The sequence below is a fragment of the Micromonospora sp. NPDC000442 genome (assembly GCF_042898635.1).
Taxonomy (GTDB): Bacteria; Actinomycetota; Actinomycetes; order Mycobacteriales; family Micromonosporaceae; genus Micromonospora.
Genome location: NZ_JBIAYZ010000006.1, coordinates 89,702 through 110,547, shown reverse-complemented (window position 1 = coordinate 110,547; position 20,846 = coordinate 89,702). Strand labels below are relative to the sequence as shown.

Annotated in this window: 13 protein-coding genes; 5 read left to right on the top strand and 8 right to left on the bottom strand. The window is 70.2% G+C overall.

Annotation, left to right across the window (positions count from 1 at the left end; all coding sequences use genetic code 11):
- Positions 1-70: 70 nt before the first annotated feature.
- Positions 71-901 carry an alpha/beta hydrolase gene (locus tag ACFY2A_RS11625; RefSeq protein WP_363920885.1) on the bottom strand — a complete coding sequence of 277 codons (831 nt, stop codon included), beginning with the start codon at positions 899-901 and terminating at the stop codon, positions 71-73.
- Between the two features lie 194 nt (positions 902-1,095).
- A complete protein-coding gene (locus ACFY2A_RS11620; protein ID WP_387170875.1) occupies positions 1,096-3,207 on the bottom strand; it encodes a cellulose binding domain-containing protein in 2,112 nt (703 codons plus the stop codon).
- Positions 3,208-3,530: 323 nt separating this feature from the next.
- Between ACFY2A_RS11620 and ACFY2A_RS11615 the strand changes: the two genes are divergently transcribed.
- Positions 3,531-4,613, top strand: a complete 1,083-nt coding sequence (locus ACFY2A_RS11615; protein WP_363920393.1) for a glycoside hydrolase family 19 protein — start codon at positions 3,531-3,533, stop codon at positions 4,611-4,613.
- Positions 4,614-4,658: 45 nt separating this feature from the next.
- Here ACFY2A_RS11615 and ACFY2A_RS11610 read toward each other — a convergent pair whose 3' ends face one another.
- The 5 genes from ACFY2A_RS11610 to ACFY2A_RS11590 form a co-directional block, all read right to left on the bottom strand.
- Positions 4,659-6,287: an isovaleryl-CoA dehydrogenase gene (locus ACFY2A_RS11610; RefSeq protein ID WP_387170873.1), complete on the bottom strand. Its 1,629-nt coding sequence runs from the start codon at positions 6,285-6,287 to the stop codon at positions 4,659-4,661.
- Positions 6,284-6,883 carry a TetR/AcrR family transcriptional regulator gene (locus ACFY2A_RS11605; protein WP_387170871.1) on the bottom strand — a complete coding sequence of 200 codons (600 nt, stop codon included), beginning with the start codon at positions 6,881-6,883 and terminating at the stop codon, positions 6,284-6,286. The genes ACFY2A_RS11610 and ACFY2A_RS11605 overlap by 4 nt, the downstream gene beginning before the upstream one ends.
- 122 nt (positions 6,884-7,005) lie before the next feature.
- Complete coding sequence (locus ACFY2A_RS11600; RefSeq protein WP_387170869.1) at positions 7,006-8,310, bottom strand: M48 family metallopeptidase; 1,305 nt, start codon at positions 8,308-8,310, stop codon at positions 7,006-7,008.
- Positions 8,311-8,391: 81 nt separating this feature from the next.
- On the bottom strand, positions 8,392-9,273 hold the full coding sequence (locus ACFY2A_RS11595; protein WP_387170867.1) for a GNAT family N-acetyltransferase: 882 nt from the start codon (positions 9,271-9,273) through the stop codon (positions 8,392-8,394).
- A gap of 15 nt (positions 9,274-9,288) precedes the next feature.
- Positions 9,289-10,662 carry an MFS transporter gene (locus ACFY2A_RS11590; protein WP_387170865.1) on the bottom strand — a complete coding sequence of 458 codons (1,374 nt, stop codon included), beginning with the start codon at positions 10,660-10,662 and terminating at the stop codon, positions 9,289-9,291.
- A 339-nt stretch (positions 10,663-11,001) separates the two neighbouring features.
- Here ACFY2A_RS11590 and ACFY2A_RS11585 point away from each other — a divergent pair, with 339 nt between their 5' ends.
- On the top strand, positions 11,002-13,746 hold the full coding sequence (locus tag ACFY2A_RS11585) for a beta-L-arabinofuranosidase domain-containing protein (protein ID WP_387170863.1): 2,745 nt from the start codon (positions 11,002-11,004) through the stop codon (positions 13,744-13,746).
- A 478-nt stretch (positions 13,747-14,224) separates the two neighbouring features.
- Complete coding sequence (locus tag ACFY2A_RS11580) at positions 14,225-15,598, top strand: endo-1,4-beta-xylanase (RefSeq protein ID WP_387170861.1); 1,374 nt, start codon at positions 14,225-14,227, stop codon at positions 15,596-15,598.
- A 120-nt stretch (positions 15,599-15,718) separates the two neighbouring features.
- Here ACFY2A_RS11580 and ACFY2A_RS11575 read toward each other — a convergent pair whose 3' ends face one another.
- Entirely contained in the window at positions 15,719-16,708 is a 990-nt protein-coding gene (locus tag ACFY2A_RS11575; RefSeq protein ID WP_363920881.1) for a LacI family DNA-binding transcriptional regulator, read from the bottom strand.
- 564 nt (positions 16,709-17,272) lie between these two features.
- Between ACFY2A_RS11575 and ACFY2A_RS11570 the strand changes: the two genes are divergently transcribed.
- Both ACFY2A_RS11570 and ACFY2A_RS11565 read left to right on the top strand, forming a co-directional pair.
- A complete protein-coding gene (locus ACFY2A_RS11570; RefSeq protein ID WP_387170859.1) occupies positions 17,273-18,925 on the top strand; it encodes a glycoside hydrolase family 27 protein in 1,653 nt (550 codons plus the stop codon).
- On the top strand, positions 18,922-20,718 hold the full coding sequence (locus ACFY2A_RS11565) for a family 43 glycosylhydrolase (RefSeq protein ID WP_387170857.1): 1,797 nt from the start codon (positions 18,922-18,924) through the stop codon (positions 20,716-20,718). The genes ACFY2A_RS11570 and ACFY2A_RS11565 overlap by 4 nt, the downstream gene beginning before the upstream one ends.
- Positions 20,719-20,846: the final 128 nt, after the last annotated feature.

The window sequence follows — 20,846 nt, the reverse complement described above, 5'->3', positions numbered from 1 at the left end:
CGGTCCACGGGACGGAAGACCGGCGGCCGGACGACCCGGGGCGGACGCGACGCGACCGCCCCGGTCGACCTCAGTGCGGGCAGGTGTCGCGGTACTCCTCGATCGCCAGGCCGCTCGGCCCCGGGCAGAGGAACTGCTCGTACCGGGTGTCGTCGTCGACGAACCGCTTCAGCCAAGCCACCATCTGCTTGGCCGTCGGGGTGTTGACCGAGTTGGGGAAGAAGTGGCCCTCGCCGTTGAGTTCGAGGTACGCCTTCTCCGCCGACGCCGGAATGCTGTTGTAGAACGGCTCGGAGTGCGACGAGACCGAGGCGACGGTGTCGTACTCGCCGCCGACGATAAGCGTCGGCACCCGCAGGCTCGACCAGTTCTTGGTCAGGTTCCACGGCGCCAGCGGCACCGCGGCCTGCAACGACGGTCGGCTCGCCGCGGCCTCCAGACTGCCGCCACCGCCCATCGAGTGCCCGGCCACGGCCAGCCGACTCGCGTCGATCCGCCCGCGCACCGAACTGCGTTCGGTCAGGTAGTCCAGTGCGGCGAGCAGTTGCCGACCCCGGCTGCTCGGCTGGTCGAACCGGGTGATGGTGTCGATGCCGATGACCACGAAGCCGTGCGAGGCGATCCGCGGGCCCAGCCAGTCCAGGCTCGACCAGGAGGCGGTGTAGCCGGGCGAGATGGCCACCGCGCCGAAGGTGCCGGCCGTGGTGGTCGTCGGGTAGTAGATGACGCCGCCGCCGAAGCCGCTGACCAGCGAGGAGACGCTCGTCGACGAGGTCGCGAAGGGGCCGCGGCTGGCCTCCAGGACCGCGTTTGTCGGTGCCGGTCCCCGCTCGTACGGGTTGGCGGCCTGGACCGGGGACGAGGTGGCGACGACGCCACCGGCGGCCACGACGGCGGCCATCGCCAGCCGGGCCAGGAGGGAGACGGAACGGGGACGGGTGGTGGTGGTAGATCGCACGTCGGATACTCCCTTGGGTTGGAGTGGTATCGACTGCGATCAGTGTTTGGGGCGCCCCGCCGGCACCGCATCGGCAAAATCACCAGTCGCGGCGTCGTCGGTGGAGCACAGCGGCCCCACCGACGCCGCCGGTGGCCTCACAGGATTGTGCAGAGGGCGCCGTTGAGCCGGAACGCGGTCGGTGTGACGTTCGGCCCGCTGTACTCGCCGACGAAGCCGGCGCTCGTGCCACCCTCGGCTGGTATCCGACGGTTGTCGTCGGTGCCGGTGACCCGGACGGTGGCGCCGACCTGCTCCCAGTTCGCGCTCCAGCCGCTGCCCACCCGCTGCCAGGTCGTCGGCCAGGTCCAGGTCAGCGTCCAGCCGTCGATCGCGGTGTCGGCGTCGTTGACGATGTCGACGTTCGCCACGTAGCCGTTGCCCCAGTCCGTGGTGAGGGTGAAGCGGACGCCGCAGGTGCTGGTGGCCGGGCTGCCGGTGGTGAAGGTCAACGGCGGTGAGGCCCACGAGATCCGGCCCGCGGTGTCGCGGGTCAGCACGTTGACCGTGTACCTGCCGCCCGGGACGAGGTTGCCGACGGTCAGCGAGGTGCCCGAGGTCTCGCCGAGCTGCTCACTGACCGCCCCGTACTGCCGGTACACCTCGTACTTGGCGATCGGGCTCGCGCCCCGGGTCGCCGCCGGCCAGGAGATCGTCGCGGTTCGGTCGGTGACCTCGGCGGCCGTGGGTTGCCCCGGTGCACCGGGCCGCCCGGTGCCCGGGTCAGCCGACTCCACCACGAGCGTGGTCAGGGAGTACGGCGGCAGGGTCCGACTGGTCGCGCTGCCCGACCGGCTGGTGGTGATGGCGGTGGCACCGTTGGTGTGGGTGTGTACCGTCGGCTCCCCGCCCGACGGGGCGAAGCCGGCATAGTCGATGACGACCTCCCGGGCGTTGTCCGGATCCCGGTTCACCAACAGCACCGCGACCTCGCCGTTGGCCCGGCGTACCGCGTGCGCGGCGACCAGCGCGTCGTCGCTGGCCGCCCGGATGAACTGGTCACCGGTGCGGGCGAAGCGGCTCATCATGGACAGTCCGTGGTACGCGGCGAAGGGTGTGTTCAACGGCGGCTCGCAGACCGATCCGTCCGAGGTGCAGGTGCCGCTGGAGAGCATGCCGAAGTCGCCGTAGTCGGTCTGCCCGGCCACTGTCGACACCTGCCCGATGCCGTTGCGCACGTTCCACCAGTGGACGGTGAACACCCCGTTGGCCAACAGCCCGCTGTACGCGTCGGCGAGGAACAGCGCCGCCGGCTGGCTGGTCATCCCCTGGGAGGTGACGTTCACCTCGGTGAGGCTGATGCCGATGCGACCGGCGTTCGGGCCGGCGTACCTGGTGATCTGCTCCCGCAGCAGGTGGACCGCGTCGGTGATGTGGCTGGTCCGGGGCAGCGATTCGGCGGCGCTGCCGCCCGGGTACCAGTGCAAGTCGACGAAGTCGATCTTCTGGCCGGCGATGGACAGCACGGTCTGGTTCCACGGGCCCGGGTCCTCACCCGCGGTCAGCCCGTCGGGCCAGTTCGCCGGCATGGTGAGCACCGCACCGACCTTGATGCTCGGGTCGACGGCCTTCATCGCGTCCGCGTACGCGACCACCAGGTTCGCGTAGTAGGTGGCGCTCTTGTCGGGGTGATGGTCGGCCTCCCACGCCGACCCGTAGTGCCCGTTGCCGTAGTTCTCGTTGCCGATCGTCCAGTACCGGGCGTCGTAGCCCTTGGTCACGTTGGCGTACCGGACCCACTCGGCCGCTTCCTCCGGGGTGCCGGTGCCGTAGTTCGCGATGATCATCGGCTGGGCGCCGGCCCGCCGCACGCCGGCCATGAAGGTGTCGAAGTCGGTGCCGGGGGCGACGTAGCCGCCGGGCGCGGTGTGGTCCCGCCAGTGGTAGATGTCGGCGTAGGAGCCGCCGGGATAACGCATCATCTGCACGCCGGCCGCCCGCAGCAGGTCCGACGTGTCGGTGGTGCCCAGTTGCGAGTCCCAGATGGCGTGGTTGACGCCGAGGGCGGTGTCCGGCACGGTGGCCAGCCCGGCCCGCGCGTTCACTGTCACTTCCACCGGCGTGGTCGCCGCGACCGCGCTGGGCTGGTCGATGCCGACCAGTACGGCCGAGCCGAGCAGCAGGCCCGCCACGACAAGGGCCAGCGCGCGTCGGGATGATCGCCGGGGTGGGGCCAGGGGTCGAACGCCGTGCCTGTCCGAGATTTGCATGATCTTCCTTCGTTGGTCACGCGGAGATCCACCGGCCCCGAGCCCTACGTACCGGGCTCGGGGCCGGTGGATCGGAGACGAATCCGTCTTCGGCCGTCGTCCCCCGGAGCCGTGGCGGCCCCGGTTGCCCATCGGGCGACGGTCACTCACACGCGCGACAACGCATCGGCGTCCAAGAATCCCACAGCAACCGGCCCGGCTCAACGCCCGGTTCACTGCTCGGAACTAATAGTAAGGTTTACAAACAGTAGGTGTTACTATCACGGATGTCGATGGGCGTTCCGGCTTTCGACGTCCCGCTCCCCCTGGAAAGGAGTGATCCCATGTCGAGATTGCGCGCCCTGGCCGCGCTCGCGGCACTGACACTCACCGGCGCGCTGCTGGCGGTCATCCCGTCGACCGCCGCCTCCGCCGCAGCCTGTGCCACCCCGTGGCAGTCCGCCGCGGTCTACACCTCAGGCATGCAGGTCTCCCACAACGGCCGCAACTACCAGGCGAAATGGTGGACCCAGAGCGAGGCTCCACCCGGCAACACCGGCGTCTGGCAGGACCTCGGTGCCTGCGGCGGTAGCACCCCGCCGCCCTCGGGCGGATCCTGCGACCATCCGAACTGGATCGCCGGCACCTGGTACCCGGCCGGCAGCATCGTGCGGTACACCAACGGCCAGTACTACATCGCCGAACACGACAATCCCGGCTACGACCCGATCATCAGCACCTGGTACTGGGACCCGTACACCTGCTCGGGCACGCCGCCCACCAGCAGCCCGCCACCGACCAACCCGGGTGCCTTCGTGGTCAGCGAGGCCCAGTTCAACCAGATGTTCCCGGGCCGAAACAGCTTCTACACCTACTCCGGACTGATCAACGCGCTGAGCGCCTACCCGGCGTTCGCGCGCACCGGCGGGGCCACCGTGCAGCGTCAGGAGGCGGCGGCCTTCCTGGCGAACGTCTACCACGAGACCGGCGGCCTGGTGCACATCGTCGAGCAGAACACCGCGAACTACCCGCACTACTGCGACAGCGGCCAGTCGTACGGCTGCCCGGCCGGGCAGGCCGCGTACTACGGGCGTGGGCCGATCCAGCTGAGCTGGAACTTCAACTACAACGCGGCGGGCAACGCCCTCGGGTTGCCCCTGCTGACCAACCCGTGGCTGGTGCAGAACGACGCCGCCGTGGCCTGGAAGACCGCCATCTGGTACTGGATGACGCAGAACGGGCCCGGCACGATGACCGCGCACCACGCGATGGTCACCGGGGCCGGTTTCGGGCAGACCATCCGCAGCATCAACGGCTCGATCGAGTGCAACGGCGGCAACCCCGCCCAGGTGCAGAGTCGGGTAACCCGGTACCAGCAGTTCGTGGGCATCCTCGGGGTGCCCGCCGGAGCGAACCTCTACTGCTGATCCCCGGCTCCGGCGCCGCCGCCCACCGTGGCGGCGCCGGACCGGTCAGCCCACCTTCGGGGTGGCCCGGTCGATGATCGCGGCGAAGTCGACGGCGGCGGGCAACGTGCCGTAGGCCTGCCCCCGATCGCCGCCGAGCCGGGACGCACAGAAGGCGTCGGCGACCGCCGGGTGACCGTGGCGCACCAACAGCGCGCCCTGCAACACCAGCGCCAACTGCTCGACCACCCGACGGGCCCGTACCTCCAGATCGGCCGGATCGGCCAGGGCCACCCGCACCTGGCGGACCGCGGCATCGAGCCGGGCGTCGGCACCCGCGGCGGCGTCCACCTCCGACTGGAACGCCGCCATCACCTCGGGCTGGCCGGTCAGCGCCCGCAGCACGTCCAGCGCGGCGACGTTCCCGGAGCCCTCCCAGATGGAGTTCAGCGGCGACTCGCGGAACAGTCGCGGCATCCCGGACTCCTCCACGTAGCCGTTACCGCCCAGGCACTCCAGGGCCTCCGCGGCGTGACCGGGCCACCGCTTGCAGACCCAGTACTTGCCCACGGCGAGGGCGATCCGCTTGAACGCCGTCTCGGCCGCGTCGCCGCGTACCGACCGGTCGGTCGCGCCGGCCAGGCGCATCATCAGCACCGTGGCGGCCTCGGACTCCACCGCCAGGTCGGCCAGGACGTTGCGCATCAGCGGCTGGTCGACGAGGTACCGGCCGAAGGCCCGCCGATGCGCGGCGTGATGCACGGCCGTGACGACGCCGTGCCGCATCCCGGAGGCCGCACCGATCACACAGTCCAGGCGGGTCAGGTTCACCATGTCGATGATGGTGCGGACGCCCCGGCCCTCGTCGCCGACCCGCCAGGCTACCGCGTCGTCGTACTCCACCTCGCTGGAGGCGTTGGAACGGTTGCCGAGCTTGTCCTTGAGTCGCATCAAGCGCATCGGGTTGCGGGTGCCGTCGGGAAGCACCCGCGGGACCAGGAAGCAGGTGAGCCCGCCCGGCGCCTGGGCGAGGGTGAGAAAGAGGTCGCACATCGGGGCCGAGGTGAACCACTTGTGCCCGACCAGCCGGTAGCTGCCGTCGGACGTCGGGCGTGCCGTGGTGGTGTTGGCCCGTACGTCCGACCCGCCCTGCTTCTCGGTCATCGACATGCCCGCCAGCAGCCCCTGCTTGCGCTGCGGTTCCCGCAGCCCGAAGTCGTAGCTGCGGGCGGTGAGCAGCGGCTCGTAGCGAGCAGCCAGGTCGGGGGCGTGCCGCAGCGCCGGCACCGCCGCGTACGTCATCGAGATCGGGCAACCGTGACCGGCGTCGGGTCGCCAGACGTGGAACTTCGCGGCCCGGGTGACGTGCGCGCCGGGCCGCTCGTCGCCCCAGGGAGCGGCGTGCAGGCCGTGCGCCACGGCGGTACGCATCAACTCGTGCCAGGAGGGGTGGAACTCCACCTCGTCGACCCGGTGTCCGTAGCGGTCGTGGGTACGCAGCACCGGCGGATGTTCGTTGGCCAGCCGGCCGTGCTCGATTGCCTGTTCGGTGCCGGCCAGCCGGCCGAGTTCGTGCAGTTCGGCCGTGGCCCAGCCGGCCCCCTCCAGGGCCAGCGCGTCGAGCAGGGCGGGCTCGTCCGCCGTGTCGTGGCCGACCAACGGCGGAACCTGGTTGAACACCTCGTGCGTGCTCACGACGGAACTCCCAACGCGCGGTGGATGAAGGTGATCAGGCCGCCGATGGTGTCCGATCCGGCGACACCGGCGGCCAGCGGGCCGACCATCGCCTCGGCCAGCGCACCGACCACGGCGGTGGAGGCCAGCTCGGGATTCTGCGCCGGCAGTTCGCCGGCGGTCACGCCGTCGGCGATGTAGCCGGCCAGCAGCGCTGCGTGGGCGCGCCGGAAGACCAGCCGCTGCGCCTCCACCGCCGGATCGACCGGCTCAGCGAGCAGGGCGTACGCCAGCCGTGGTGACCGTAGGGCGCGGCCGGCGAAGGTCTCGATGACCGCCCGGACCCGAGCGGCGGCCGTGCGCTGGACCGCGGCGGCCCGGGTGACGGCGTCGATCTCGCGCTGGCTGGCCGTGCGGAACACCTCGGCAAAGAGGTCGGCCTTGGCCGGGAAGTGCCGGTAGACGCTCCCGGTGGCCAGCCCGGCCCGCGCGGCGACGGCCGCGACCGAGCAGCCGGTGTAGCCGTGCTCGGCCAGGATGCCGAGAGCGGCGTCGACGATCCGCTCCCGCGAGGCGGTCAGCCGCGCCCGCACCCGCTCCGTGCTCCGGTAGGCCACCGAAGGATTGAACCATCATTCATTTCTTGCCGGCAAGCACCCGCCCGGCGACGACAACGCCGCCAGCCGAAGTGCCAGGGCGTGCCGCAGCCCCGCCAGTCCTATTGCCGGTCGCTCTGAGGTCACAGGTCGTACGCCTGCGCGAGTTGCTTGCGCAGCGCCTCGACGAATGGCCGCAGCTCGGCATCGAGGGTGGCCGCCTCGTCCGGGGTCACCACGACCGAGGCGTCCTGGTGGGGCATTCCCGAGATCACCTGGTGCCGCCGTCCCGGTGCCGGATGACTGGCGAGCAGTGACGCGTGCTCGCGGATGGTGAGCTGACGCAGCACCGGCAGCCGGACCACCTGCTCCGCACGAGTGGTGGCGATGGACCGCCGCCAGACGTCCATCGCGACTCCAGGTGTGCCATGCGCGGTGACGAGCGGCGCCAGCAGAGGCGACAACGCCAAGACGTCGATCATGCTGAGCGCCGCGGTGCTGCCCGCCGCACTCGCCGCCATCGCGTCGGCTCGCACCTCCGCTCGACGCCCCTCCCGGGCATCGAGCGTGTTCATCAAGAGGTGTACGACGAACAGCAGCCAGCTGACGGCACCTCCAACCAACTGCCAGAGTGTGTAGAAGAGGGCGTAGATGCCCGCCACGTCCCTGTCGTGCGCGTCTCCGTGTGGAGGCCGGGTCGCGGTCGCGAGCATGCCGAAGAAGGTCCGGGCCGGCTGCGTCAGGAGACGCCGGCGCGAGTCCGCCCAGCGGAAGTGCCCGAGTTCGTGACCGATCAGTGCCACCATCTCCTGCGGCGACAGGCCCACGAGCAGCGGGACACCGAGCAGCAGGAGTCGGGTCCTGCGCACCCCGACGACTGCCGCCGCCGCGTTCCAGTCGTCGTTGAGCACTATGAGGTCGGGCTTTGGTGCGCCGACAGAGTCGCCGACCCGCTCGACCAGACGGTGCAGCGCCGCCTGTCGCTGCGGAGTCAACCGGTAAGCGCCTTTGACCACTTGTCGGACGCTGCCCAGGCGGGGACGCAACACGTAGGCCACGGCGGCGAGCAGCAGCGGCAGAATCAACGGCCCCACGCCGTTGATCAGCAGCCACACGGCGGCAGCCAACGCACCTAACGGAAGAAGCACCAACGCGAAAGAGACCAGCCCGAGCAGCAGGAAGGCAGGCGTCAGCCAGGAGTGGGAAGCACCCAACTGCGTTGCCATGTGGGCAAGGCGGCGGTCCGCCCGGAACCCGGCACGACGATCGAGCCGTTCGAGAGATCGGCCGAGACGGCCGGCGGCACCCGAAGCGGCGACGTCGAGGTTCCACTCACAACGCCCGCACCAGGGTGGCTGGTCGACGACGGTCCGCAGCTCGGTGCTGGCGCAATCCGGGCAGGAGCCGATGCCGGGCTCGGACATGATGTGGTCACGCGCGATGGGCACCGCGACAGTGTGATCAGCTGCGGTATCCCAGTCAACGGCGCACCATCGCCGGGCCTCGGCGGGTCCGTGCCAGCGCGCGTTTCAGGGCAGCGGCTTGGCGAACCAGTGGTGGGCGTACGCATTGTCGTTGTAGCGCGGGATCTCCTGGTAACCCTCGGCGCGGTAGAGCCGCATCGCCTCGGTGAGAGTGCGGTTGGTGTCGAGTCGGATGCTGGCCGCGCCGGCCGCCACGGCGTGCCGCTCCAACTCGCCCAGCAGGCGACGCCCGACGCCGAGCCCGCGCACCGAGGCCGACACCCAGAGCCGCTTTATCTCGGCGGGCTCGCCCGGGGACAGCCGCAGTCCACCGCAGCCCACCGCCTCGGTCGAGAGGGTGGCGACCAGGAAGAGGCCGGCCGGAGGCACGTATTCCTGCTCGTCGGCGCCGCCCTGACCCAGCTCGAAGCCGGAGTCGAACCGGGCGGCGAGTTCCCGCGCGTACGCCCGCAGGCAGGCGCGGGCACGCGGCTCACCGGGATGGCAGGGTTCGATGGTGATCAGCGACGCCATCAACAGGCGCTCGACCTCGGCCATGGCGGTGGTGAGCCGGGCGCGTTGGCCGTCGGTCAGCGGCGCCAGGACCGACCAGGCCAGTTCGTCGGACCTGCCGTCGAGCAACTCCCACTCGGCGCGGCCGGCCTCGGTGAGACGCGCGGTGCGTACCCGGCCGTCGCCCTCACCGGGCCCGACGAGCACGAGGCCCGCCCCCTCCAGGATGCGCAGCAGCCGGCTGAGGTAGCCGGCGTCGAGATCCAGCCGGGTCCGCAGGGCCGCGACCTCGGCGCCGTCGGGACCGACCTCCCAGAGCAGCCGCGACTGCGCCAGGGGCCGGTCACGGGCGAGATAGCTGTCGTCCAGCGCGCCGACGCGCTGAGTCACCGTGCGGTTGAAGCGCCGCACCACGTCCACAAGTGCACGATCCACGATTGCTGACTTTAGTCAGATATTCGAGCGGCCGACAGCCGCCGGGAGGGATCTGTGGGACGAGCGGCGCAGCGCCGGCCCGGCCAGAGCCATCAACCCGGTCACGGCGAGGACCCCCGCGCAGCCGTACAGCACCGCCGCAACGTGCGCGACCTCGACGACGAGGCCGAACGCGTTGGCCGTCACCAGCAACGGCAGGCTCTGGACCAGCACCAGCACGGACTGCACCCGGGCCAGGTGGGTGAGCGGTGTGGCGGCCAGGACCAGTGGGCCGATGTGCGTGGCGAAGCAGCCGGCGCCGACACCGACGAGCACACCGGCCAGGACGGCCGGCAGCGGAGCGCGGGCGACCGCGAGCACGACCACGCCGGCGGCGGCCACCAGCAGGCCGACGGCAGCCACCGCTGTGGGACGGGAGGTCGCGCCGCGCAGCAGGACCCCCACCGCCACGATGGCGGTGCCCAGCGCCATGGCCGCGACGACCGCGCCGGTGACCGACGGTGACCAGTCCCGCTCCCGGGCCAGCAGGGGCACCAGCAGCGGGCCGACCGGCAGAAGGAATCCGGCGACGACGCCGGTCACCAGCAGCGCCGCCCGCAACACCGGCATCGACCAGGCGAGGCGCAGCCCGTCCAACGCGGCCGACACCGGCGACCGCCCGTGAGCCACCCCGGCGTCTGGCGACGGCCCATGGCCTGGGCCGTTGTTCGGCGACCGCCCGCAGTCCGGCCCGGCGTCCGGCGACCACCCGTGAGCCACCTCGGCATCGGTCGACCCGCCGCAGTCCGGCCCGGTGTCCGGCGATTGCTCGGCGGCAGGCCGGATGACAAGCAGGACCACCAGCATCGCCAGGAAGGTGGCGGTGTTGGTCAGGGCCGCCCCGGCGAGCCCGACCACGCCGAGCAGCACGCCACCCAGTGGTGGACCGGCGAACAGCGCGAGTTGCCCGGCGAGTTGCCGGGCCGACATCGCACGGGCCAGCACCTCCGGCGGTACCAGCCGCCGCGGCATCGAGCCCGAACTCGGCAGCTGGAAGGCGTCCACGGACCCGATCGCCAGCGCGGCGAGCAGCAGCGGCAGCCGCAGGTCGAGCGGTGACCACGCGGCTCCTGCCAGCGCCACGGTGACCACGATCATCGCCGCGGTCGAGGCGAGCAGGACGCGCCAGGCGCCGACCCGGTCGGCCACCGCACCGCCCACCAACAGCAGCAGTACCCGGGGCAGCACGATCGCGGTCGGCACCAGGGCGGCGAACCGAGCCCCCTGCCCGGCCGCCGCCCAGGCCATCGCGAAGGCCATCGCCTGCACGCCGACCAGACTCAGCGCGGCGCCGCCCAGCCACACCCAGTACGCGCCCGGCACCGTCGCCCGGTCACCGCTCGTCGCCACCACCACGAACCCCCGCCATCGCCGACCCTCCGACCGGGTCTCGGTGCGGAGCCCGGCCGGCTACCTTCGGCACCCTCCGGCCTCGATCGGGTCGAGGGTCAATCCGCGTCGCCAGGCCGGCCCGTTCCCAACGTCTTGCGGAGCACATAGCGAGCCACGTATGTTAGCGATAACATTGATGGGCTTGGCATGAGCCGCCACCGCAGCGAAACGCGCCGGGTCCGGTCGACGCACGCTGCGCGCCGCGCGTCGACGTCATCGCACCGCTCCTCGCCGCCCGGTCGGCCACCACCCCCGCCGGGTCGGGCGGCGCTCCCCCATGCCACCACGGAGGTCGTGATGCCCTACCCGTCCCTCAACCGTCGCCACGTACTCCGGGCCGCCGGCGCGGCGGCCGTCGCCGCCGCCGTCGGCCCCACGCTGGCCAACGGCACCGCCAGTGCGGCGCTGCCCCCGGTGCGACCCGACCTCGGCGTCTCCGCGTACGCCTTCGAGCCGGGCCAGGTGCGGTTGACCGCCAGCCGCTGGCTGGACAACCAGAACCGCACGGTCAACTACCTGCGCTTCGTCGACGTCAACCGGCTGCTCTACAACTTCCGCGCCAACCACCGGCTCTCCACTGCCGGTGCCGCGGCCCTCGGCGGCTGGGAGGCACCCAACTTCCCGTTCCGCACCCACTCCCAGGGGCACTTCCTGACCGCCTGGTCGTACCTGTGGGCCGTACTCGGCGACACCACCTGCCGGGACAAGGCCAACCACATGGTGGCCGAGCTGGCCAAGTGCCAGGCCAACAACGGCGCCGCCGGCTTCAACGCCGGGTACCTCAGCGGCTTTCCCGAGTCCGACTTCACCGCCGTGGAGAACCGCACGCTCAACAACGGCAACGTGCCGTACTACGCCATCCACAAGACCCTCGCCGGATTGCTCGACGTGTGGCGGTACATCGGCAACAACCAGGCCCGCGACGTCCTGCTGGCGTTCGCCGGCTGGGTGGACTGGCGCACCAGCCGACTGAGTTCCGCGCAGATGCAGGCGATGCTGGGCACCGAGTTCGGTGGGATGAACGCCGTGCTGACCGACCTGTACCAGCAGACCGGCGACACCCGCTGGCTCACCACCGCCCAACGGTTCGACCACAACGCCGTGTTCAACCCGCTCGCGGCCAACTCCGACCAGCTCAACGGGCTGCACGCCAACACCCAGGTACCAAAGTGGATCGGCGCGGCCCGCGAGTTCAAGGCCACCGGCACCACCCGGTACCGGGACATCGCCAGCAACGCGTGGAACATGACGGTCAACGCGCACACCTATGTCATCGGCGGCAACAGCCAGGCCGAACACTTCCGGGCACCCAACGCCATCGCCGGTTACCTACGCAACGACACCTGCGAGGCGTGCAACACGTACAACATGCTCAAGCTGACCCGGGAGCTGTGGCTGCTGGACCCGAACCGGGTGGCGTACTTCGACTTCTACGAGCGGGCACTGCTCAACCACCTGGTCGGGGCGCAGAACCCGGCCGACAACCACGGCCACATCACGTACTTCACGCCGTTGAATCCCGGCGGGCGGCGAGGCGTGGGACCGGCGTGGGGCGGCGGCACCTGGAGTACCGACTACAACTCCTTCTGGTGCTGCCAGGGCTCGCAACTGGAAACCAACACCACCTTGATGGACTCGATCTACTTCCACAACGACACCACGCTCACGGTGAACCTGTTCCTGCCCTCGGTGCTGACCTGGTCGCAGCGCGGCATCACGGTCACCCAGAGCACCACCTACCCGGTCAGCGACACCGCGACCCTCACCGTGACCGGCGACGTCAGCGGATCGTGGACGATGCGGATCCGCATCCCGGCCTGGACGCAGGGAGCAACGATCAGCGTCAACGGCGCCGCGCAGAACATCAGCACCACCCCGGGCACGTACGCCACCCTCACCCGATCCTGGACCTCAGGCGACACGGTGACCGTACGGCTACCGATGCGCGTGATCGTGCAGCCGGCCAACGACGACCCGAACGTGGTGGCACTGACCTACGGCCCCGCGGTGCTCTCCGGCAACTACGGCAACACCGCGCTGGCCGCCCTGCCCGCCCTGGCCACCACCTCGGTCAACCGGACCAGCACCTCGGCGTTGACCTTCACCGCCACCGCCAACGGCTCCACGGTCAACCTGGGCCCGTTCTACGACGCGCACGGGCACAACTACACCGTCTACTGGAACGCCAACGGCCAGTCCCCGGGCACCGGGACGGCGACGTTCCGGCTCGCCAACGTCGCCAGTGGCCTGGTGCTCGGCATCGAGAACATGTCCACCGCCGACGGGGCACCGGCCTTGCAGTGGGGCGACAACGGCACCGCCGACCACGACTGGCAGCTGGTCGTCGACGGCAACGCGGTGAAGTTCCGCAACGCCAACAGTGCCAAGGTGCTCGGCGTGCAGAACATGTCGACCGCCGACAACGCACAGGTCCTGCAATGGTCCGACACCGGCACGGCCGACCACCGGTGGACGATCGTGGACGTCGGCGACGGGTCACACAAGATCCGTAACGGGCACACCGGCAAGCTCCTGGCCACCCTCAACGGTTCCACCGCGCAGGGCGCCCGGGTCGTCCAGGATCCGGACAACGGCACGCCGGACAACCAGTGGCGGTTCGTGCCCAACGGTGCCCGTCGGATCCAGAACCTGGCCACCGGCCTCGTCCTGGGCGTGCAGAACATGTCCACCGCCGATGGCGGCCTGGTGATCCAGTGGGGCGACACCGGCACCGCCGACCACCTCTGGACCGCGATCGTGGACAGTGGCGGCTACCTGCGGCTGCGCAACTCCCACAGCGGCAAGGTGCTGGGCGTGGAGAACGGCAGCAGCGGCAACGGCGCCCGCGTGGTGCAGTGGGCGGACAACGGGGCGGCCAGCAACCGGTGGCGGTTGCGGTACGCCGCGAACGGCTACTTCCGGATCCAGTCCGCCAACGGTGGGCGGGTCCTCGGCGTCACCGGCGCCTCGTCCAGCCAGGGTACTCAGATCGTGATCTGGGACGACAACGGCGCGGGCGACCACCGTTGGCGTTTCATCTGAGCCTGACCCAACATCGCCGAGGCCGCCGGGCGGGACCCACCACGGGTCGTTTCCGGCGGCCTCGGCCGTCGCCTCGGACCGCCATTACATCCACGGTCATCGCTTGAGCATGTTATCGATAACATGCTAGCTTCGGCGAGGAGCACGGGCACGCTCCTGTTTCACGTCACCGGCCACCGGGCCGAGGCGGCCATTCCCGCCGACCCGCCCGGCGGCCTGTCCGGGCCGGCATCCGCGAGACGCCGCGCGCTGTCCATCCGCGCGGAAGGGCACGCCTCGACGGCACCGATCGCCGCGTCACCCAGAAACGGCCGCTGTCATCGGCGACCGCTACATCTCAACCAACCGCGCAACCCGCACGATCCGCGTTCGGGTCTACCTCGCCGTGCCCGGATCCGGCCATCCGGGCCGGGACGACGACCGTCGAAAGCTGATCCGCGGCGGCACCCCGAACCACCACCATCGAAGGGGCACGTCGATGAAACCCAGAACCACCGGAGGCAGGGTCGTGGGCATCCGACCGCGTACCGTGCTGATGTCCGTCGCGGCCGGTGCCGCGCTACTCGTCTCCACCGCGCTGGTCGCGCCCTCCGCGCACGCCGCCGCCAGCACCCTCGGTGCGGCAGCGGCGCAGAGCGGTCGCTACTTCGGCGCCGCCACCAACTCGTTCCAGCTCTCCAACTCCGCCTACGCCACGATCCTCAATCGTGAGTTCAACTCGATCGTGGCCGAGAACGAGATGAAGTGGTACGCCAACGAGCCCCAGCAGAACTCCTTCAGCTTCAGCGCGGGTGACCGGCTGGTCGCGCACGCCCGGGCCAACGGGATGTCCGTCCGTGGCCACACCCTGCTCTGGCACGCGCAACAGCCCGGCTGGGCACAGAACCTGTCCGGTACCGCGCTGCGTAACGCGGCGATCAACCACGTCACGCGGGTAGCCACCCACTACCGGGGGCAGATCCATTCGTGGGACGTGGTGAACGAGGCGTTCGCCGACGGTGGCAGTGGCGCGCGGCGGGACTCGAACCTGCAACGCACCGGCAACGACTGGATCGAGGCCGCGTTCCGCGCCGCCCGCGCGGCCGACCCGGCCGCCAAGCTCTGCTACAACGACTACAACACCGACGGCATCAACGCGAAGTCGACAGGCATCTACAACATGGTGCGCGACTTCAAGCAACGCGGCGTCCCCATCGACTGCGTCGGCTTCCAGTCCCACCTCGGCACCACCCTCGCCAGCGACTACCAGGCCAACCTGCAACGCTTCGCCGACCTCGGCGTGGACGTGCAGATCACCGAGCTGGACGTCGCCCAGGGTGCCAACCAGGCGAGCATCTACGAGCGGGTGACCCGGGCCTGCCTGGCCGTGACGCGCTGCACCGGGATCACGGTATGGGGTGTCTGGGACGCCGCCTCCTGGCGAGATGACAACCCGCTGCTGTTCGACGGCAACGGCAACAAGAAGCCCGCGTACACCTCGGTGCTCAACGCGCTGAACAGCGTCAGCGGGCCGAACCCGACCACCGCGCCGCCGACCACCACCGCACCTCCGCCGGGCGGCGGTGCCTGCTCGGCCTCGGTGTCGCTGAACTCCTGGAACGGCGGCTTCGTGGCCACCGTCCGGGTCACCGCCGGCAGCGCCGCGATCCGCGGCTGGACCGTGCGGATCACGCTGCCTGGCGGCGCGGCGGTCACCGGCACCTGGAACGCGCAGGCCAGCGGCAGCACCGGGACGGTGAACTTCAGCAACGTGAGCTACAACGGCCAGGTCGGCGCGGGCGGCAGCACCGAGTTCGGCTTCCAGGGCACCGGCGTCGGCCCCTCCGGCACACCCACCTGTACCGCAACCTGACCCCACCCCCTACCCCTACCCCGGGCCCGGCCCGGGGTAGGGGTGCTCGTTGATCAAGAAGTTTTGGTCGGGCGTCGAGCTGGACGCGACCAAACTTCTTGATCAACTCGTCGGAGGAGGTCAGCGGCGGGGAGGTGGGGCGACGCTTCGGCGCGCCACCAGGGTCGGGGCGATGGTCTGGCGCAGGGCACCGCCGCTTACCGACTCGATCTGGGTGAGCAGCATCTCCAGGCTCGCCTGGGCCACCGCGCCGAAGTCCGGCCGCACGGTGGTCAGCGGCGGAATGAAGTAGGCGGCCTCCGGCACGTCGTCGAAGCCGACCACGCTGATGTCGTCCGGCACCCGGCGGCCGTGCTCGTGCAGGGCCCGCAGCACCCCGAGGGCCAGGTGGTCGTTGGCGGTGAAGACCGCGGTGACGTCGGGCATCCGGGCCAGCATCTGCCCACACCGGTAGCCGGCCGCCGCGGACCAGTCCGCCGGCACCAGCGGCGGGATCTCCGCGCCGGCCGAGGTCAGGGCCTCCCGCCAACCCTCGATGCGGCCGGCACTGTCGAACCAGTCCGACGGACCGGAGACGTGCCAGACCGTACGATGGCCGGCGTCGAGCAGGTGCTGGGTGGCGGCCCGGGCACCGGCCGCCTGGTCCACCGTCACCAGCGGCATCGGTCGATGCGGGTCCCCGTCCACCGTCACCAGCGGCACGTCCTTGGGCAGGCGCTCCAGCGCCTCGCCGGCCGACTCCACCGGCGCGATCACCACGATGCCGGCGACCCGGTGGGCCAGGTGCCGCTCGACCACCGCAGAGATCGACCGATGGTCGAGGTCACGCACACTGCCCACGCTGACCGCGAAACCGGACTCGGCCGCCGTCTGCTCCAGTGCGGCCAACAGCGAGGCCGGGCCGTAGAGGGTGGTGTTCTGCGCGACCACCCCGATCACCTGCGACCGGCCGGTGACCAGTGCGCGGGCCGCCCGGTTCGGCCGGTAGCCGAGTTCGGCGATGGCCGCCTGGACACGCAGGCGGGTCTGCTCGCGTACGTTCGGGTGCCCGTTCAGCACTCGCGAGACCGTCTGATGGGAAACACCGGCGAGGCGGGCCACGTCCGTCATGGCAGGATCGCGTACGGCCATCTCAACTCCCCGCAATCCAGTCACTCGCCGCAGCCCGTCGGCGATGACTGGCACGGCTCAGGTACAAAAATCCCCTCGCGCGGTGCCCACGCCGGCCCGTGCCGTCCGGGTGGAGAGCGCTAGATCACGCACAGTCTAGCGCCAGCAGTCGCCCCGGTGACCGCCGGCCCGTCCGCGTCCGCCGCACAGCTTCTTCCGTTGCTTTCTGTTAGCGGTCACACCCTCCCTTTGCCCCGTTCGGCCCGACGCAGATGTGTCGCTCCGAGGGGCTGCTGGACGAGCAACAGACAATTTACAGGCATTGATGATAGCGATAACATTCCTGTCATCGGAACGGCACCTGCCGACACGTCACGGCGGGAGCCGTGCAGGCCCGAAACAGCGTGACGACCGGCGCCATCCGGGCCCTGCACACCGGCGTCCCGAACGACGACGCGCGTGCCCGGCACGCCAGCAGAGTTCCACGGCCGCACCGCGCCGACCGCCGCGATACCGGCTACCGGTGGCCGAACCGATCACCGCACCGACAAGGAGGAATTCAACGTGCGTAGCGCAAGAAGGTGGCTGACCGCCGCCCTCGGCATCCTGGCGGTGACGCTCACCGCGAGCTTCGCCGACGGGGTCATCTCCCCCAGGCCGGCACAGGCGCTGAACAACGGCGTCGCCCGTACCCCGCCGATGGGCTGGAACACCTGGAACACGTTCGGCTGCAACATCAACGAGACCCTCATCCGGCAGATGGCCGACTCGATCGTCAACCAGGGTCTGCGCGACCTCGGATACAAGTACGTCGTCGTCGACGACTGCTGGTTCGATCCGAACCGGGACGCGCAGGGCAACCTCCAGGCCCACCCGCAGCGGTTCCCGAGCGGCATGAAGGCCCTCGGCGACTACCTGCACTCCCGGGGCCTGCTGTTCGGCATCTACCAGGTTCCGCTGGATCGGACCTGCGCCCAGTACTTCAACTCATTCCCGGGCGCGACCGGCAGCCTCGGACACGAGTACCAGGACGCCCGGCAGTTCGCCGCCTGGGGCGTGGACTACCTCAAGTACGACTGGTGCTCCCCCACCGGCACGATCAACGACCAGGTGGCGCGGTTCAGCATCATGCGCGACGCACTGGCCGCCACCGGTCGGCCGATCGTCTACAGCATCAACTCGAACAGCATCCACGAGAAGACCGGGCCGCAACGCAACTGGAGCGACGTGGCGAACCTCTGGCGGACCACGGAGGACATCACCAACACCTGGGACAGTGGCCAGACCAACGGCTACCCGATGGGCATCCAGAACATCGTCAACGTGAACGTGCCGCTGGCCGGCTACGCCGCACCGGGCGGATTCAACGACCCGGACATGTTGGAGGTCGGCAACGGTGGCATGAACGACACCGAGATGCGCAGCCACTTCGCGCTGTGGGCGATAATGGCGGCGCCGCTGATGATGGGCAACGACCTGCGCTCGGCCAGCACCGCGACGCTTGACATCCTGCGCAACCAGAACCTGGTCGCGATCAACCAGGACACGTTGGGGCTCCAGGCCGTCCAGGTCTCCCACGACGGCACCCGGCGGGTCCTGGCCAAGCGCCTGGCCAACGGTGACGTCGCGGTCGCCCTGTTCAACCAGGGCAACTCCACCACGACGATCTCCACCACGGCGGCGGCGATCGGCAAGACCGGCAGCTCGTTCACGTTGCTCAACGCGTGGACCAACGGCACCTCCACGAGCACCGGGACGATCTCCGCGAGCGTTCCGGCACACGGCACGGTGGTGTACCGGGTCAGCGGTGGCGGCACCACCAACCCGCCGGTGCCGAGCACCTTCCGGCTGCGCAGCGAATCGGCCGGACGCTGCCTCGACCTCGACAACTCCAACACCGCAAACGGCACCGGGACCCTGATCTGGGACTGCCACAGCAACCCCAACCAGCAGATCACCCAGGACGGCCAGACGCTGCGGATCCTCGGCAAGTGCCTGGACGTACCGACGAACGCGACCAACGGCACGCGGGTGCAGGTCTGGGACTGCAACGGCGGCACCAACCAGCAGTGGACGCTCAACGGCAACGGGACGGTGAGCAACGGCCGCTTCCCGTCGCTGTGTCTGGACGTGAACAACGCCGGTACGGCCAACGGGACCGCGGTGATCCTCTGGTCCTGCCACGGCAACGCCAACCAGCGGTGGAGCCGGGCATGAGCACGGCGGCGCTCCGCCGCGTCGTCGCCGTGCTCGCGAGCGTGGCCTGCACGATCGCCCTGCTACCCGGCGTCGCGCGGGCCGACAACCCGATCGTCCAGCACATCTACACCGCCGACCCGGCGCCGATGCTGCACAACGGCCGGGTGTACCTCTACACCGGCCACGACGAGGACGGCTCCACCTACTTCACCATGCGGGACTGGCGGGTCTTCTCGTCGGCCGACATGGTGAACTGGACCGACCACGGCACCCCGATGAGCCTGGCCACGTTCGCCTGGGCGGACGCCAACGCATGGGCCGGGCACGTGATCGCCCGGAACGGGAAGTTCTACTGGTACGTGCCCGTCCGGCAGCGCTCGAACGGCCAGATGGTCATCGGGGTCGGGGTCGCGGACAGCCCGACCGGGCCGTTCCGCGACGCACTCGGCCGTCCGCTCGTCGGCAACGGCGAGATCGATCCGCACGCGTTCATCGACGACGACGGGCAGGCGTACCTGTACTGGGGCAACCCGAACCTCTGGTATGTCCGGCTCAACTCCGACATGATCTCGTTTTCCGGCGGCCCCACCCAGATCCCGCTGACCACCGCGGGCTTCGGTACCCGCAGCGGCAATGCCAGCCGGCCCACCCTCTACGAGGAAGGGCCGTGGGTCTACAAGCGAAACGGGCTCTACTACAACGTGTTCGCGGCGGAGTGCTGCTCGGAGTTCATCGGCTACTCGACGGCACCCGGACCGACCGGCCCGTGGACGTACCGGGGAACGGTCATGCCCCGGCAGGGCTCCAGCTTCACCAACCACCCCGGCGTGATCGACTTCGCCGGTGGGTCGTACTTCTTCTACCACAACGGTGCGCTGCCCGGCGGTGGCGGCTACACCCGGTCGGTCGCCGTGGAGAAGTTCACCTACAACTCCAACGGAACCATCCCCACCATGAACATGACCACCGCCGGGGCTCCACAGGTCGGCACGTTGAACCCGTACGTGCGCCAAGAGGCCGAGACGATCGCCTGGGGGTCCGGCATCGAGACCGAGCCGTCCAGCGAGGGCGGCATGAACGTCGGCTGGATCGAGAACGGCGACCACATCAAGGTCAAGGGGGTCGCCTTCGGCACCGGAGCGACCACCTTCTCCGCGCGGGTCGCCTCGGCAACAAGCGGCGGCCGCATCGAGGTACGGCTGGACAGCGCCAGCGGCCCGCTCGTGGGCACCTGCACGGTGGCCGGCACCGGCGGCTGGCAGAACTGGACGACCACCAGTTGCGGGGTGAGTGGAGCCACCGGTACGCGCGATCTCTACCTGCGTTTCGCCGGCGGCAGCGGCAACCTGTTCAACGTCAACTGGTGGCAGTTCGCCGGTGGCGGTAGCGCCCCCACGGCCTACCGGATCATCAATCGCAACAGCGGACAGGTCGTCGACGTCCAGCAGCCGAACCTGGACAACCTCGCGGTGATCGGCCAGTGGAGCAGCAACGGCAACGCCTGGCAGCAGTGGCGTTTCCTCGACGCCGGCAACGGCAACGTACGGCTCCAGAGCGTGCACAGCGGCAAATGCGTCGACGTGCGCGACGTCTCCACCGCCGACGGGGCGCAGATCATCCAGTACACCTGCCACGACGGACTGAACCAGGTGTTCAGCTGGCGGTCGACCGGTGACGGCTACCACCAGCTGGTCAACGTCAACAGCAACAAGTGCCTGAACGTGGCCGGCGGCTCCACCGCTCAGGGCGCGGCCCTGGAGCAGCGGACGTGCAGTTCCGCGTCAAGCATGCAGTGGTCCCGCGCCGCCTGATCCTAGGCGCGCGGACGGATGCCGGGTGGGGTCCTCCCACCCGGCATCCGCGTCTCCGGTCCTCGCCGGTGGCCGGGTTGCCCTACCCCGGAATCCGGTCGGAGGGTGGGTTGCGCACGTCCTGTAGG

Bases quoted from the DNA above. Each gene is read 5' to 3' on its own strand.
- ACFY2A_RS11585 (WP_387170863.1), top strand. From the start codon at position 11,002: ATGCCCTACCCGTCCCTCAACCGTCGCCACGTACTCCGGGCCGCCGGC.
- ACFY2A_RS11620 (WP_387170875.1), bottom strand. From the start codon at position 3,207: ATGCAAATCTCGGACAGGCACGGCGTTCGACCCCTGGCCCCACCCCGG.
- ACFY2A_RS11575 (WP_363920881.1), bottom strand. From the start codon at position 16,708: ATGACGGACGTGGCCCGCCTCGCCGGTGTTTCCCATCAGACGGTCTCG.
- ACFY2A_RS11625 (WP_363920885.1), bottom strand. From the start codon at position 901: ATGGCCGCCGTCGTGGCCGCCGGTGGCGTCGTCGCCACCTCGTCCCCG.
- ACFY2A_RS11580 (WP_387170861.1), top strand. From the start codon at position 14,225: ATGAAACCCAGAACCACCGGAGGCAGGGTCGTGGGCATCCGACCGCGT.
- ACFY2A_RS11565 (WP_387170857.1), top strand. From the start codon at position 18,922: ATGAGCACGGCGGCGCTCCGCCGCGTCGTCGCCGTGCTCGCGAGCGTG.
- ACFY2A_RS11615 (WP_363920393.1), top strand. From the start codon at position 3,531: ATGTCGAGATTGCGCGCCCTGGCCGCGCTCGCGGCACTGACACTCACC.